17 protein-coding genes are annotated in these 15986 nt (G+C 55.6%); 3 read left to right on the top strand and 14 right to left on the bottom strand.

All coding sequences use genetic code 11. From position 1 onward, the window contains the following. Window positions 1-50: 50 nt before the first annotated feature. Genes DD586_RS02555 through DD586_RS02545 form a run of 3 tightly spaced genes read right to left on the bottom strand, consistent with a single transcriptional unit; the run spans window position 51 to window position 2850 of the window. Window positions 51-1049 carry a FecCD family ABC transporter permease gene (locus tag DD586_RS02555; RefSeq protein ID WP_012883249.1) on the bottom strand — a complete coding sequence of 333 codons (999 nt, stop codon included), beginning with the start codon at window positions 1047-1049 and terminating at the stop codon, window positions 51-53. Continuing rightward, the gene (locus DD586_RS02550; protein WP_041164750.1) at window positions 1046-1990 is read right to left on the bottom strand and encodes an ABC transporter substrate-binding protein; all 945 of its coding nucleotides are present in this window, start codon (window positions 1988-1990) and stop codon (window positions 1046-1048) included. Before DD586_RS02550 ends, DD586_RS02555 begins: the two co-directional genes overlap by 4 nt. Window positions 1991-2034: 44 nt before the next feature. Further along, complete coding sequence (locus DD586_RS02545) at window positions 2035-2850, bottom strand: ABC transporter ATP-binding protein (RefSeq protein WP_012883247.1); 816 nt, start codon at window positions 2848-2850, stop codon at window positions 2035-2037. A 291-nt stretch (window positions 2851-3141) separates the two neighbouring features. On the opposite strand from DD586_RS02545, the gene DD586_RS02540 reads away from it, so the two are divergent. Then, complete coding sequence (locus tag DD586_RS02540; RefSeq protein ID WP_012883246.1) at window positions 3142-3372, top strand: hypothetical protein; 231 nt, start codon at window positions 3142-3144, stop codon at window positions 3370-3372. Between the two features lie 23 nt (window positions 3373-3395). Here the strand turns inward: DD586_RS02540 and DD586_RS02535 are convergent, their stop codons facing one another. The 10 genes from DD586_RS02535 to prfC form a co-directional block, all read right to left on the bottom strand. Continuing rightward, window positions 3396-3842 carry a GNAT family N-acetyltransferase gene (locus DD586_RS02535; protein WP_012883245.1) on the bottom strand — a complete coding sequence of 149 codons (447 nt, stop codon included), beginning with the start codon at window positions 3840-3842 and terminating at the stop codon, window positions 3396-3398. Further along, window positions 3839-4462, bottom strand: coding sequence for an HD domain-containing protein (locus DD586_RS02530; protein WP_012883244.1), 624 nt, complete (start codon window positions 4460-4462; stop codon window positions 3839-3841). The genes DD586_RS02535 and DD586_RS02530 overlap by 4 nt, the downstream gene beginning before the upstream one ends. 624 nt (window positions 4463-5086) lie before the next feature. Continuing rightward, entirely contained in the window at window positions 5087-6811 is a 1725-nt protein-coding gene (locus DD586_RS02525) for a methyl-accepting chemotaxis protein (protein WP_012883243.1), read from the bottom strand. A gap of 347 nt (window positions 6812-7158) precedes the next feature. Further along, complete coding sequence (locus DD586_RS02520) at window positions 7159-7953, bottom strand: SDR family oxidoreductase (RefSeq protein WP_012883242.1); 795 nt, start codon at window positions 7951-7953, stop codon at window positions 7159-7161. Window positions 7954-7988: 35 nt separating this feature from the next. Further along, a complete protein-coding gene (locus tag DD586_RS02515) occupies window positions 7989-8708 on the bottom strand; it encodes a 4'-phosphopantetheinyl transferase family protein (RefSeq protein WP_012883241.1) in 720 nt (239 codons plus the stop codon). A 254-nt stretch (window positions 8709-8962) separates the two neighbouring features. Further along, entirely contained in the window at window positions 8963-9751 is a 789-nt protein-coding gene (locus DD586_RS02510; protein ID WP_041164744.1) for a TatD family hydrolase, read from the bottom strand. Between the two features lie 64 nt (window positions 9752-9815). Next, window positions 9816-10082 (bottom strand): CsbD family protein, encoded by a 267-nt coding sequence (locus DD586_RS02505; protein WP_012883239.1) that lies wholly within the window; start codon window positions 10080-10082, stop codon window positions 9816-9818. A gap of 13 nt (window positions 10083-10095) precedes the next feature. Then, complete coding sequence (locus DD586_RS21150; RefSeq protein ID WP_012883238.1) at window positions 10096-10257, bottom strand: DUF1328 domain-containing protein; 162 nt, start codon at window positions 10255-10257, stop codon at window positions 10096-10098. Window positions 10258-10383: 126 nt separating this feature from the next. Further along, on the bottom strand, window positions 10384-11019 hold the full coding sequence (gene osmY / locus DD586_RS02500; RefSeq protein ID WP_012883237.1) for a molecular chaperone OsmY: 636 nt from the start codon (window positions 11017-11019) through the stop codon (window positions 10384-10386). Between the two features lie 338 nt (window positions 11020-11357). Then, window positions 11358-12947, bottom strand: coding sequence for a peptide chain release factor 3 (prfC, locus tag DD586_RS02495; RefSeq protein WP_012883236.1), 1590 nt, complete (start codon window positions 12945-12947; stop codon window positions 11358-11360). A gap of 459 nt (window positions 12948-13406) precedes the next feature. On the opposite strand from prfC, the gene tam reads away from it, so the two are divergent. After that, the gene (gene tam / locus DD586_RS02490; protein WP_012883235.1) at window positions 13407-14183 is read left to right on the top strand and encodes a trans-aconitate 2-methyltransferase; all 777 of its coding nucleotides are present in this window, start codon (window positions 13407-13409) and stop codon (window positions 14181-14183) included. A gap of 11 nt (window positions 14184-14194) precedes the next feature. On the opposite strand, the gene DD586_RS02485 is transcribed toward tam, so the two are convergent. Further along, window positions 14195-14875: a YtjB family periplasmic protein gene (locus DD586_RS02485; protein ID WP_012883234.1), complete on the bottom strand. Its 681-nt coding sequence runs from the start codon at window positions 14873-14875 to the stop codon at window positions 14195-14197. Between the two features lie 128 nt (window positions 14876-15003). Between DD586_RS02485 and serB the strand changes: the two genes are divergently transcribed. Beyond that, entirely contained in the window at window positions 15004-15981 is a 978-nt protein-coding gene (gene serB / locus DD586_RS02480) for a phosphoserine phosphatase (protein ID WP_012883233.1), read from the top strand. Window positions 15982-15986 lie beyond the last annotated feature (5 nt).

Here is a 15986-nt window from a genome sequence, read left to right as displayed (position 1 = left end):
TGTGACGGATGTCGCTAATGCGTTGTCCGTATCAAATCGATAAGTGATACCTAACGTTTTGCCAGTAGCACAATCACAAAAATACCGCCTAACCCGGCGGTCACAATCCCCACCGGGAGTTCCTGCGACGCCAGCAAGATACGGCTTAAGGTATCGCCGATACTCAGCAACACCGCCCCCAGCAAGCCACACAGCACCAGTAATCGTCGATGGCGCGTACCGACCAACGGACGGCACAAATGCGGCACCATCAGCCCGACAAATCCGATCACCCCGGTCAGTGACACCAACAATGCCGTCGCCAGCGCGCAGCACAGGAACACCTCAAGGCGCAGCCGGTTAACATTAACCCCCATCGACGTCGCCGTCTGTTCACCGGCCAGCAAACTGTCCAGCGCCCGCCAGCGCGTCATCACAACGCCAATCAATATCAACAGGCTGCACAGCGCTACCGGCAGATTATCCCAACGCGCCAGCCCCAGCCCGCCCAGAGACCAGAACAGCACCGCACTGGCAGCGCGTTGGTCACCGGAAAACACCAGATAGCTGGTTAACGCCCCAAACAGAAAGGAAATCGCCAGCCCACAGATCACCAGATGCTCCGCCTGTCGCCCCTCACGCAGAAAAAACAGCAGCGTCACCGACAGTGCCGAGCAAATTCCCCCGCCAAACGCCGCAACCGGTAGCGTGAAGGCCCCAAACCATTCGCCAAAGCGGGTTATCACCAGCACAGCCCCCGCCGACGCACCGGAGGACAACCCGAACAGAAAGGGATCGGCCAGATCATTGCGGGTGGTGGTTTGCAGCAACGCGCCGACCATCGCCAGCCCGGCGCCGGTGATGGCCGCCAGCAGCGTACGCGGCACACGCAGCTCCAGCACGATGCGGCGCACCGTCTCCGGTACGCCAGGGTGTTCCGGCATCAGCGCCGCCAGTACCTGCGTCAGCGGGATCCGGATGGCCCCCACCGCAGTGCTAAAGAGCATCACCACCAGCAGCACCAACAGCGTGAGCAGGCAGACCACCGTATAGTGGCGACACGACCTCATTGCGAGGCTGCCGGGTAAAGCGCGTGGGCGAGTTTTTCAATCGCCGTGATATTGGCCGGTCCCGGCGTCAGCTCGGCATACTGCAATTTCAGGTAGCGCTGGTGTTCCACCGCCGGGGTATGCTTCATCAGCGGATGCGTCTGCAAAAAATGCTGCAACGCCGCTGCGCCGCCACCATTCTGGTAGTCGAGTAAAATGATCAGGTCCGGTTGCGCCGCCGCGACCGTTTCCCAGGAGGTGGTGGCCCAGCTCGCCGCCATGCCATCCATCACATTACGGCCCCCCGCAGCCTCGATAATGGCGGTCGGCATGGCGTATTCCCCACTGGTAAAGGGCTTATCCTCACCGGAGTCATACACAAACACCTTCAGCGGTGCCTGGCCTGTCGGCGGTTTGGGCAAGGCCGCCAGCCGCGTTTTCCATTGTTCAACCAGCGCCTGCGCTTGTTCCGCACGACCAAAAATTCTCCCCAGCGTCAGCACGTCGTCATACAGCAATGCCATGCTAGCGCGTGGGCGATGTGAGTCTTCAAAAATACAGCTTTCACTCAGCACCAGCGTTTTGATGCCGTAGGTCGCCAGCGTACCCGGCGTGACCTCGCCCCCCACCTTCATACCGTAATTCCAGCCCGCGAAGAAAAAATCCGGGTTGGCACCCAGCAGGGTTTCCAGCGACGGGTATTTCGGCGATAGCTCGGGAATCGTCCCCATTTGCTGGCGAAATTCCGGCGTCATCTTGTACCAACCGCTGATACCGGTCAGGCCGACAATCTGCGGTTGCAGGTGCAACGCGAAGGCCATTTCTGCCATGTTAAGGTCATTGATGATGGCGCGCTGCGGCGCTTGCGTGAAGGTCAGCGGTTTACCACAACTGTGCACCGTCACCGGGAAGTCCGACGCCTGCGCAGCCATAGCGCTGCATCCCAACAAGACACATATCATGCTGGCAAAGGTGCTGAACCGCAGCCCGCCACTACTGACTTTATTCATAGATTTCCTCTGGTTATCAACCCGCTGGTGCAGGCAGGCACATCGAAAAGACGTAACGGCAAGCCGGTTTGCGGGTGAGAGACCGTAAAGCTGTGAATGCCAAACACCGGGTAGACAGTCTCACTGGCCAGCGCCCGTGCGGGCACGTCCCAGCACACCTGCCGTCCCTGACACAACACCAGCACCCGGTCGGCAAACGCCTCTACCAGCGACAAATCGTGCAACACCGCGACCACCGCGATACCACGTTGTCGGACCAGCGCCAGCAGCGCCGCCCGCCCAAGCGGATCCAAATGGTTGGTCGGCTCATCCAGTAGCAGAACCTCCGGGCGTTGCGTCAGGGCGCGCGCCAGAAACGCCCGCTGACGCTCTCCACCTGATAGCACCGCCAGCCTGCGTTGTCGTAGCGGCGACAGGCCGGTTTCCTCCAGCACGTGCGTCACCGTCTCCTGCTGTGCCGCTGGCGACAGGGCATCCGCGTGCGGCAGGCAACCTAGCGACACATACTCTTCCACCGTGAGCGCCAGACTGGGGGTATCATGCTGGCTCATCAGCGCCATATGCCGTGCGCGTTGCTGGCGAGACAACTGCGCCAGCGGTTTATCGCCCAGCCAGATGCGCCCGCCCGCGGGCGGCGGGTCATGCAATAAGGCGCGCAACAGCGTGGATTTACCGCTGCCGTTCGGGCCGACGATCGCCAGACATTCATTGCTCCCGACTGAAAAGTGAATATCGGTCAATACCCGTTGACCGGTCGTGTGTACCGCATTCAAATGCTCTACCCGTAACAAGGGCGGCATGGTCTGCCACATGTCAGAACCCCTCCCATATCTCACAACTCAATTTGTTATGTTATAACATAACAAATAAAAGATACCAAAACGCGGTCATCATGAGGGTGGATAAAGAGTGGATGAAAGGCAGGATGGAGAATGAGATGTCATGGGCCTCATGCCCGTCATGAACGCTTACAAACTGTACGATTATCGGGTAAGTACGAAGGATGCGAAGCAGAAAAGGGTATGTTATAACAAGCCACGTTATGTCCTTTTCAACACGGCTTTTTTCAATACGGTTGCCCGGCAACCTACAGGTGGTAGGTGATGAAACTCAGAATGTCGCTGGTTTTTCTCTCGTTTGCGGCGGCCAACGCGTCGGCGTTTCAGGCCAAACTGACGCCAGTCAATCCGAATGACGCCGCGAAACTGGCGCAGATGGAAACCGCGTTCAGCAACGGCCATGTCGCCACCAGTCCGTTGGGCATCTGTGATGCCACTTCAGTGAGCGGTTGCAACTGCCCGTTTTGCACCCAGTTGAGAAGTATTGGCCGTTGACCGTCCGTTATGACAAAACAGGGTCATGACGAAACGCCAGCCAGGGTTTTACGATGACTGACATCGGGAAGGCTGACCGGTACATACCCCTGGCGCTGGTAAAACTGCGCCGCCTCAAGGGTGTCGGTAAAAAGATATAATTCGCGAAAATAGCTCGCTGCCGCCTGTTCGATAACGGTTAACAGTTCACGCCCTACCCCCTGCCGACGGTGATCCGCTGCAACATAAAAACGCCGCAACCGCCCGATGTGCGCCATACCCGCTTGCTGATTGACGCCGCCAATCGCCACCAGACGGTCGGCCTCAAACGCGGCAAATAGCCCTTCGCCGGGTAAGCGGAAATCATTGGCGCCAGACTGAAACTCCGCCTGCAACCGGCATAAAAACCGAAACCCTTGCTGTTGACTTTCAGCTATCAGCGCCGCCAGCGCGGCAGGCAATGCGTCAAGACGTACAATTTGCACACTCACACCCACTCCTGCGCCCGCTCCAGCACGGTACGCAACGGCAGATGCGCTTCGTATTGCTGCCAAAGCTGTTGATACCAGCTCTCATCGCCCAACGAGCGATGAATACACAATATCGTGTGGTCGCACTGTCGGGTCGCTGCGGCATACAACCGTGGGTCACCTTGTGTCAGCACCGCCAGCAGACGGCGCATTTCCACCATGTACGGGCGAGCGAACACCGGGTCCTGTTCCAGGACATTGCGACTGTTATCAATCAGATCGCACAGTTTGATGCTCTGTGCTTGCGGACAGGCGGCCGCACTGTGCAGCAAATTGGCATTCTTGCGGTGAATACGCTCGTCACCGTCCTGACGGGTGCGAACATCAGTCAGCATTTCTACATAACGGGCCACCTGCGAGCCAAACAACCGGGTCACCTGTTCCAGTGTCACCGGGGTATCCTCCACCGTATCATGCAACCAGGCAGCGGCAATCATCTCCTGCGACGGCTCAATTTGCATCAGCAACGTGACGACCGCCGCCGGATGAACAATATAAGGCTCACCGGTATATTTCCGTTTTTGCTCGCAGGCGGCATGCGCTTCGGTAGCAAATACCCGTGCTCGTTCAATCAGTGTCATTTTTCCGCTCCTCAAAAGGAGTCAATGTCTGGCGAGATATCGTTGCAACATCATTATCAAACTTGCCCCATTATCAAACCGGCCCCATCATCAAACCAGACCCGCCCTCCCCCTATACGGGGAATAGCCATCAACGGGACACCGTTATCAATGCGACACAGTTATAAACACGACAGAGTCATAAACAAAGCAGAGTGATAAACAAGACATAGCCATCAACGAAACACGGCTATATACCCAAAATAATTCGAGTGGCAGACAGGCGGCAAGAAAGCGAACCCCGATGAGCTTACTCAGGTAAGTGATTCGGGTGAGCAAACGCAGCCAACACACCTGCAACTTGAAGTATGACGGGTATAAATGATGTTGAAAAACGTCGCCAGACTACTTGCTGCCTTTATTAAATAATAAACGATCTCTGAAATAATTCGAGTCACGCCTTGGTTGCCAGCACCGTTTTTATTCCGCCAGATAAGTTTGTTGGTATTGAGAAAAAGTCTGTGCGGTTTTATTCCAACGTTATTTCGGGCAGATATAACGCATTTATCGACGGTTTTTCACTGAAAAAAACGGGTAGCCGCTGGCTACCCACTTTTTATCTCAGCACGATTTCATCGCGTTTACTCAGAACGTTTCCCAGTCATCGTTGCTGGTTTTCGTCTTTTTCACACCCGGGAGTGTTTTAGGTAATGCGGTTTGTGCTCCAACAGCACGAGCTGACGATGACGCTCCAACGGCCGGTCGTTGTTCCACACTGTCGATACGAAACGCCGATACCGCCTCGTTAAGCCCGGCAGCCTGCTCGGCCAGTGACGTGGCTGCCGCCGTCGCCTGCTCGACCAACGCCGCATTCTGCTGGGTGACATTATCAATCGAGTTAATCGCCTGACCGACCTGATCGATACCTTTGCTCTGTTCCTGCGACGCAACCGAAATTTCCGCCATGATATCCGTTACGCTGGTCACGGCGCTGACGATATCCTGCATCGTTTCCCCAGCACGGCTAACCTGATCAGAGCCCGTTTCCACCAGCGCGACCGATTCGGTGATAAGCCCTTCGATTTCTTTGGCAGCCTGAGCACTGCGCTGTGCCAGCGAGCGCACCTCACCTGCCACCACCGCAAAACCACGTCCCTGCTCACCCGCTCGCGCCGCTTCTACCGCCGCGTTTAGCGCCAGAATGTTGGTCTGGAAAGCGATACCGTTGATGATATTGGTGATTTCAGAAATCTTCTTCGAACTCCGATGGATATTACCCATGGTTTGCACCACGCCATCCACCAGTTCGCCGCCTTGTCGTGCCTTGCCAGAGGCATTTCCCGCCAGTTGGCTGGCATGGTTGGCGTTATCGGCATTATGACGCACGGTAGAGGTCAGTTCCTCCATACTGGCAGCGGTCTGCTCCAGCGCGGAAGCCTGCTCTTCGGTACGAGAGGAGAGATCGCTGTTACCAGCGGAAATCTCGGTAATGCCCTGATAAATGGCCTCAACCCCGTGGCGGACATTGCTGACCGTCCGAGCCAGCGACTGCTGCATATTTTGCAGATAGTGGCCCAACTGGCCGACTTCACCGCGTCCCCATTGCGCCTGCGGCATGGTGAGGTCACCTGCGGCGATGCGCTCGATACGTTCAACCAGCGAACGCATCGGCGTGATAATCACCCGGCGCAGACACAGGTAGGTAAACAGCGACACCAGCACGGCCACCACAAAACTGACGGCCATGACGCTATAGCCAAATACCGACTCCTGCTGTGCCTCGCGGTTGAGCGCTTCCGCCCGTTGGGTGCGGATGGCCACCACTTTCAGCAACACGTCATTGTAGGCGAGGTCAAGTTTACGGGTCTGTTTCCATTCAATGGCGAGCACATCATCGTAACGGCCGGCTTTCACGGCATCCAGCATCGGCCTGACGCCAGTGTTAACGTAATCGTTGTAACGCTGTTGCAGCGCGTCATCCAGCGCCAGATCCGCCGGTGTTTTGACTTCACGGCTTTGGTAAGCGGTAAAGCTATCCGCCGACTGTTTCAGGCGGCCTTCGGCTTGTTGGATACTGCTGCTGGCGGTGTCTTTATCACCGTCTTTAGCGGCGGCCGCCGCCTGAATCAGCATCAGGCGAGCGGTGCGCAGATGGTTAGAACTGTTGGACACCCCCAGACGGACCTGGATTTCTGCGGTGACATCATTGAGGGAACTGTTGCTACGTACGAGAAAATGAACGGAAAATCCGATAGCCAGCGCGAATAAAAGCAGGATAACGCCAATAATGGAACTGAACATCGGCATCAGCCGCCAATGGTGCCAGAAACTCACTCCGGGCAACGAAGAAGACAGAGTAGCGGTATTCATTATTTTTTCCTTTCAGAGCACACGTGATCATTAAAGTTATACAAAACATTACATTGGTTATCGGCGTGTTAATCTCCGGGATTAATCAATGCGAATTGAAACGAAGCGGAAAGATATGATTTTCGGTGAGAAAAAGAGCAGCGGTAAAAAAAATCAATTAACTGATTTTAAATCATAAAAATAAATACACTGTGGTATTGAAGGAAAATGATCGCGAAGAACGCATTAAATTTGTGGCAGCTGCACAAGCCGAAATACATCAGAAAATATTAAATATTACATTTTGATACAATATCACCACTAAATAATGATGAGGCAGTATCCCTATCGCATCGCTCATTTCAGTGTTAAACATCGGTTTTGCGGGCCAACCGATTTTCCGCATCAACCGTTTTTTCAACCCCACCATTAAAAGCCCGAAAACGCTCAGCGTATGCCCCTTCACGTTCAGCGAACCGCAACGCACGGGCCCTGTCGACGACAATCTCATTCGCTTGTGGCTGCTGTGAGAGTAACGCCAGCGTTTCATCAATAAAATCAGGCAGCGGCATCGCTCGCGGATCGTAGCCCTGCTCGCCTTGCAGCCCGGTTTGCACCCAGGGAGGAATAATTTCGATGACCTGTACCGACGTCTGGCGAAGCTGGCAACGCAACGCCTCAGTGTAGGCATGCAACGCCGCTTTAGTGGCGCAATAGGTAGGGGTGATGGCCTGCGGCAAAAAAGCCAGTTCCGATGTCACATTCAGCACCGCCGCCTGCGGCTGACGCAGCAAATGAGGTACCAGCGCACCGGTGAGCCACAACGGCCCCAGCAGGTTGGTCGATACCGTATCGGTGATCAAATGCGGATCCACCGCGGTCAGGTCTTCACGCCGTTGGATCCCCGCGTTATTGATTACCACATTGAGCGTGGGATGATCCTGTAGCAGCTGCGCGACAAATGCGCTGATAGCGTTAGGATCTCGCTGATCCAGCACCTGCCAGGCCATACCGGGAAAAGACACCGCCGCCTGCTGCAATGTCGTCGCGTGTCGCCCGGCGATAATCACCTGATTGCCTCGCTGATGAAATGCCGCCGCCAGCCCCAGCCCGATGCCTGACCCTCCGCCCGTGATCAGTATCGTATTCCCCGTCATATTCATCGTGGTCGTTCCCTGTCGTGGTAGTGCCATCCGGCTCAGTGAAACAGAAAGGTGGTGATATCGTTATCCCGCAATTGGTAAGACCCGGAGAAACAACGCCCCTGCAGATAATCGGCAGACAGGTCAGTCAGCAATTGCAGCGTGAACGTTTGCTGCGTGGTATCCAGCCCGACCATGCGCACATCCAGAAAGTCGAAGTAGCGTTTCACCTGTGGATACAGTGCTTTAAACAGGCTCTCTTTGGCCGAGAAACTGAGCGTCAGCATACTGGCGAAAGGAATGGGATCGTGGGAATGCAACCAGTCGTATTCAACCTCATCGGCGATGCCGGGCCACAGATTATCGGCTCGCTCGCCGCTCATCCGGGTCTCAATATCCAGCCCAACGCACGTCATGTCCTGGCCACATCGATGCGCGGCACACAGCACGCTGTCAACGTTGTGACTCAGGGAACCAGCGATCCCCGCAGGCCACTGCGGCGAGCGGTCGGGCGCGCTGGTGAGTACGTAGCCCTCCACACCCAGTCGTGACATGACGTTTTGCGCCAGATAACGCCCCGCCAGATATTCAGCTCGTCGTTTCGGCACCGAGCGGGCAATATCCGCCGGAACAGGAATACCGGCCCGCGAGAACAGATCATCGCGATACGCCGACAACTCAAAATGGCAGCGGGCACAATGTCCAGGGTAAGCGGCCGCACTCCCGGCCTGATAAATGGTCAACCATTCGATATTGTTAATAAATGAAGAAAGCATGTCACTGCACTCTGCAACCGGATATACACCGTTAACTGTCTGGCTATCCGGTAAATAAGCGATGTTTCATCAGCTTGAACGTGAACGCCCGCGGCAAAACACCGACTACTGTTACACCCGCGTCAAAGAGAAACCGGTAATAAAACCCGCCTCCCAATCACTTCCCTTGATTAATAAGGGTCATTAAACCCATCCCTTATGCCGCCAAGTATAGCGTTAAGTCGCGTAATGTAGGCAATAAACGCCAATGCTGATCATTGCAGCGCAGGAAACAGTCGCTGTGTATTGGCAAGAATGGTGTCCGCAATCACCTGCGGCGGCTCAGCACGCAGTTCACACAGCGTGTTGAACACATAAACCAAACGCTCCGGGCGATTCGGCTGCCCTTGAAACCCACACACCGGCATATCCGGCGCATCGGTCTCCAGTAGCAACCGGTCGAGTGGCAAGCGCGCGATCGCCTGACGCGTCTTATTCGCACGCGGATAGGTGATGGTGCCGCCCACACCAATGTAGTAACCCAGACCAATAAACGTCATCGCCTGATCGTAACTACCGGCAAAACCATGCACTACACCAGTACAAGGAACCGGGTAGCGACGCAGCATTTGCGCCAGTTGGTCGTGGCTACGGCGGGAATGAAGGATAACCGGCAAGTCGTGGCGGGCGGCCAGCTTAAGTTGTGCGCCCAGAAACGCTTTTTGCCGCTCAAATTGAGGATCCGGCATATATAGATCCAGGCCGATCTCCCCCACCGCGACCAGACGAGGCGAAGCCTGCTCAAACCTGGACGCCAGCTCGGCCAGATGCGACTCCTGATGTCCGGCGATATACAACGGATGCAGCCCCAGTGCGGCATAAAGCGCAGGCCAGCGCTGGCTGAGCGACAATACCCGCTCAAAATGTTCAGCCGCAACGGCAGGAATGATAAGACGGTGGACCCCAGCCTGCCCGGCTTGCGCCAGACTACCGGCGGCATCATCCGCAAACAGGGGAAAATCAAAGTGACAATGGGTATCAATAAACCCGACAGGCGTCGCCATCGGGTCATCAGATATCGCGCCGGATAACGAATCGGATAAAAAGTCGGTGGGCAACGGCTCTCTCTCAGTGCAGGCTATCATGCCTTGAGGATACCTCGTCCTGCTCTTTTCCGTAATATTCCTGCATCACACCTGCCAGAAAATCGTGGTTTCCCGATACCCAGGCATCGTCGCTGTCCACATATTCTGCCCACAGTTCCCACAGGCATCCCTTCAACTGCTTCCATCTGCCTATAGCGACATCCAGATTCACCATGATGACCCCCAGAACAAAACAAAAGTCGGACACAAAGACAACATGGATAGTGTGAAGGAACACTATGACAGACATATGGACGCCGCCTCTACGGCCGACGGCGTCCTATAAACAGGCTGATCAGGAACAGGATAATCCCAACCACAAAGACGATTTTGGCCGCAGCAGCGGCAGTCCCCGCCAGGCCACTAAACCCCAAAGCCGCAGCGATGACCGCAACAATAAGAAAGAGAATGCCCCAATGAAACATCAGACCTCCGGTGCAAGAATGCGAGAGATACCACACGCGGGGCAACATCCTCGCTTAGTCAGAAAGACATCATGACAGCGGTAACCGCGCCGCCGTCATTCCCCGCCGCCGCGATACCTGCAGGCGTCAGGATTTCACCGTCAGCTCGTTCTTGACGCTCTTCACACCGCTTACCGCTTTAGCGATGGATTCCGCCCGCTCAGCTTGCGCCCGATTCGCGACCTGGCCGGTCAGCAACACCACGCCGTCCTGGGTTATCACCTTGATATGGCGGGAAGGCACGATGTCATCGGCCAGAAGTTTGGCTTTGATGGTGCTGGTGGTCAGTGCATCGTCAGCATACCCGCCAACCGACTGCACCCCGCTGCCATCCTTAACCTGCAGTTTATCGCTGACTGATTTCACCCCTTCGGTCTGGGCAGCAATTTTCACCGCACCGGTCGCCATCTGTTGGCTGGCAATAAACCCGCTGAGCGTCACCACGCCATCATGGGTAGAAACGGAAATGTCATTGCTGTCGAGCGTTTCATCTTTCAGTAATGCGCTTTTTACTCTGGCAGTGAGCGTACTGTCATCCACATAGTCTGTGGCTTGTTGTACGGAATTGTCGATGGTTTTACCGGCGGTCTGCGCGATACGCTGCGCCTGCTGCGCCAGCGTTTCCTGTTCAGCCTGCGCGTTGGCGCTCACCAGTACGGAACCCAGTACTATCGTCAGCGAAAATACCGTCGCCAGCGAAAATGCAATCGTGGTCTTTTTCATCGCAACCTTCCTTATCGTTATCGCCTGTTTTACCGCAGGAGGACTCCCCTCAGGCCGGAACGATTCGCTACACGTCATCAGATTATTTATTCAAATAAACAAATAAAATAAAAATAACGAACCATCACCCAATTCATTAAAAGTCAAATAAACCAGAAAATAACACACCGTTAACTATAGACAATCGCAGGGAAAAGCCCAGCACCGGATGGCCGACCGGTCGTGATTTCAGATTTGTCCGTGATGAGAGAAATGGCAGGGATACTGCAATAATACGATGATAATTAAGGAATAAAATAAAAAGCCCACTCCGACTGGAGTGGGCAGGCAACCGACGATTAATGCTCGCGGGTTTTATAGAACCTCACATCAGGATAACGTTCCTGAGCGAGGTTGAGGTTCACCATAGTCGGTGCGATATACGTGAGATTATCGCCGCCATCCAGCGCCAGGTTTGACTCGTTCTTACGTTTGAAATCCTCGAATTTCTTCACGTCGCCGCACTCAACCCAACGTGCAGTGGAAACATTCACCGATTCGTACACCGCTTCTACGTTGTATTCGGTTTTCAGGCGGGCTACCACCACGTCAAACTGCAGCACCCCGACCGCGCCCACGATTAAATCGTTATTCATCAGCGGACGGAACACCTGCACCGCGCCTTCCTCGGAAAGCTGCACCAACCCTTTGAGCAACTGCTTCTGCTTGAGCGGGTCACGCAGGCGGATACGGCGGAACAGTTCCGGGGCGAAGTTGGGGATACCGGTGAATTTCAGATCTTCGCCCTGAGTAAAGGTATCGCCAATCTGAATCGTGCCATGGTTATGCAAACCGATAATGTCACCCGGCCAGGCTTCCTCCACATGAGAGCGATCGCCTGCCATGAACGTCAGCGCATCAGAGATCACCACGTCTTTGCCGGTACGCACCTGACGTAACTTCATCCCTTTTTCATAGCGGCCGGACACCACGCGCATGAACGCCACACGGTCGCGGTGTTTCGGGTCCATGTTGGCCTGAATCTTGAACACAAAACCGCTGAATCTCTCTTCGTCGGCACTCACCACACGCGCGTCGGTCTTACGCGGCATCGGCGCGGGTGCCCAGGCCACCAGACCATCCAGCATGTGATCGACACCGAAGTTACCCAGCGCCGTACCGAAGAATACCGGCGTCAATTCCCCATTCAGGAACGCTTCTTGCTCGAATTCGTGCGACGCGCCTTTGACCAGTTCCAGCTCTTCGCGCAATTGCGCCGCCAGATCGTCACCGACCGCCTGATCCAGTTCCGGGTTATCCAACCCTTTGACGATACGAACGGCCTGAATGGTATGACCCATACCGCTCTGATAAAGATAGGTTTCATCCTTATAGAGGTGGTAGACGCCTTTAAACAGCTTACCGCAGCCAATCGGCCAGGTAATCGGCGCACAGGCGATGTTCAGTTCGTTTTCTACCTCGTCCAGCAATTCCATCGGATCACGGATATCACGGTCGAGTTTGTTCATAAAAGTCAGGATCGGCGTATCGCGCAGACGAGTTACTTCCATCAGCTTACGGGTCCTGTCCTCAACGCCTTTGGCGGCATCGATCACCATCAAACAGCAGTCGACGGCGGTCAGCGTGCGGTAGGTATCTTCAGAGAAGTCTTCGTGCCCCGGCGTATCGAGCAGGTTGACCAGACTTTCGCGATACGGGAACTGCATCACCGAGGTGGTAATCGAGATACCACGCTGTTTTTCCATCTCCATCCAGTCAGATTTAGCATGCTGGTTGGAGCCGCGCCCTTTTACTGTACCGGCAACCTGGATCGCCTGTCCGAACAGCAATACCTTTTCCGTAATGGTGGTTTTACCGGCGTCAGGGTGAGAGATAATGGCGAATGTTCGACGTTTCGAGACTTCGCGTGCGTATTCACTTGGAGACATGTTATTCAGGCTTCTTTAACAGTGAGGCGCCGACACCCCTGTCACGCAGAGATGTCGCACCAGACAAAATAGAAAATAAAGACAGAGTAAAGCTGTCTGATGCCAATCAATTAAGCCATCGGGGCTCGCGTTAAGCGCAGCCGCCCGGCTGAAAGATTCCTCTAAGCACTTTTACACGCGTTTTCCCCCACACAGGCTTAAGTGACAGGCATCGTAGCGACAGATGGATAAGCCGATCATTTTCTCCGATTTACTGGCGCGGCACAATCGCTCATCACCTAAACCCTGCATCAACACAGAGAAGCGCGACCGACTTACCGGAAAAACAATCACGATACCAGCCAGTATCAAGGTTTGCGAAAACGTGCCGCAATGGATGGAAAAAATCCCGCCGACTTCTTATGCTGCTACTCCCTGACCCGGTTTCCCCCATTGCTCCCACCTGCCAAGGAGATAGCCATGCAAGACTGGAACCCCGAGCTTTACCTGCGTTTTGCCAATGAACGTACCCGTCCGGCCCTCGAACTGTTATCCCGTATTTCGCATCCCAACCCTACCCGTGTCACCGATCTGGGCTGCGGCCCTGGCAACAGCACCGAGTTGCTGCATCAGGCGTGGCCGCAGGCGCAGGTCACCGGCGTGGATAACTCGGCCGCGATGTTGCAACAAGCGCAGCAACGCCTGCCGGGTTGTGCATTCCAGCAGGCTGACATCGCCGACTGGCAACCTGATACCCCGCAAGACGTCATCTACGCCAACGCCTCACTGCAATGGCTGTCGGATCATGAGCGCCTGTTGTCTGCGTTGGTGGCGCGTCTGGCACCGGGTGGCGTACTGGCAGTACAAATGCCGGACACATTGAACCAGCCGACACACCAGCTGATGCGTAGCGTCGCCGCCGAAGGGCCGTGGAAGGATCGATTTGGCGAGATAGACCAGCTCCGACACTCGCTGCTCAGTCCCGCTCAGTATTACAACGTATTGGTCAGCCAAGGCTGCGACGTGGATATCTGGCAGACCACCTACTATCACATCATGGGGGGAGCACAGGCGATTATCGAGTGGTTGAAAGGCACTGGTTTGCGCCCATTCCTGGCACCGTTGAACGCGCAGGAACAGCTGGACTTTTTGCAACGCTACCAGAGCCGCCTGCAAGCGGCTTACCCGACTCAGGCCGACGGCAACAGCCTGCTTATCTACCCGCGTCTGTTTATGGTGGCGACGCGACGTCGGTAATAAATCGCTGTTTAGGGTTTGCGGGTTTTATCGCCATCCGGCACGGAGGCGCCGTCGTCATTGGCCGGTTCCTCATCCTGCGACGAGGCATTGGCGGTCAGCAGGTAAGGCGACTGTTGCCAGCGGGAACGACGGTGCTGCAACAAGGTGCGGGCCAGAATAATGCCAATCGCCAGCGCCATCAGGATCATCAACCGCAGGATGTTGGTGGTGTTATCCACCTGACGGGCTTCCGTCGCCAGCACGTGGGTGTCTAACGTGACGCGCAAAAAACCGATCGGGCCGTCCTTGGTGTTGAGCGGCTCCACCATCTGGTAATTGAAGTAACTACCGGCGCGGCTGCCATCGAGCGCCAGCCTGTCGCGTACGGCCACCTGCTCACCTGCCCGCGCCACCAACGTGCCGTCCTGCAGGTACACGGCGGCATCCAGAATACGGCTGTGATCCGTCAGTTGCTGCAACATTTCTTCAATTTTGCTGCTGTTATCGTTGTTACTCTCCAGCAACGGGGTCAGGGTGAATGCCACCTGGCGTGTCAGCGTGCGCGCCAGCTCTTCTACCTGCTCGGAACGGGCCATCTGATGACTGAGGCTAAAATAGGACGCCCCTTGCAATAACACCACCAACAGAGCCAGACAGATCAGCACAATGGCTGTGCGATGTAAGCGAAATTTAATCCGGGCCCGAACCATGGGAATACCTGCGCGATTTGGATACTTTCATGTTGCCAGAAGCGTTAGCGATAGGATAGCTTGTTGCGTTAATTTGTGGCCGTCCACCCCGTCAATGCTCACTACCCGCAGGAAAGGATATTTAACCCATGTCGAACCGTTTGACCTATAGCGATCTGCCCGATGAGATCAACTGCTGGCCAAATTTACCCTTATCGCTGAGTGACGACGAGGTCATGCCGCTCGACTATCGCGCCGGTAATACCGGCTGGCTGATGTACGGCGATGTGCTCGACAAATATCTGCTATCCCGCATCCAGCGTCGTCTGGACGAACCGCTGGTGATAGTCAGTGCCTGGAGCGTGGACGACTATCAGGTTGTACGGTTGGCCGGCACCCTGACGCCGCGCATCACCAAGGTCGCCCACGAACTGGGTCTGGATGTCGCGCCGATGGGCGACAGGCCGAGTTTGCGCTCGCCCGGTCTGTTGGTGATGGACATGGATTCCACCGCCATTCAGATCGAATGTATCGATGAAATCGCCAAACTGGCCGGTACCGGCGAACAGGTCGCGGAAGTGACCGAGCGCGCCATGCGCGGCGAACTGGATTTTGCTGCCAGCCTGCGCCAGCGTGTCGGCACCCTGAAAGGCGCTGATGCCAATATTCTGCGGCAGGTACGGGAAACACTGCCGCTGATGCCAGGGTTGAAAAACATGGTCAAACAGTTACAAGAGGCTGGCTGGCACCTGGCTATCGCGTCCGGCGGTTTTACCTATTTCGCCGACTACCTGCGTGACGAGCTCGGTCTGGTGGCGGCGGTCGCCAACGAAATGGGCATGCGCGACGGTAAACTGACCGGTGAAGTGGTCGGCCCCATCATCGATGCGAAATATAAAGCCGATACCCTGCAGCAACTGGCCGAGAAGCTGGCGATCCCGGCACACCAAACGGTCGCTATCGGCGACGGTGCCAACGACCTGCTGATGATTAAAGCCGCGGGGCTGGGCATCGCTTACCACGCCAAACCGAAAGTGAACCAACAAAGTGCCGTCACTATCCGCCATGCGGACCTGACCGGCGTATTGTGTATTCTCAGCGGTAGCCTGCGACACGAAAAAAGCTGAACCGT

It is taken from the genome of Dickeya parazeae Ech586 (genome assembly GCF_000025065.1).
Taxonomy (GTDB): Bacteria; Pseudomonadota; Gammaproteobacteria; order Enterobacterales; family Enterobacteriaceae; genus Dickeya; species Dickeya zeae.
The sequence above is the reverse complement of the archived record's forward strand: the minus strand, read 5'-3'. Positions and strand labels throughout refer to the sequence as shown.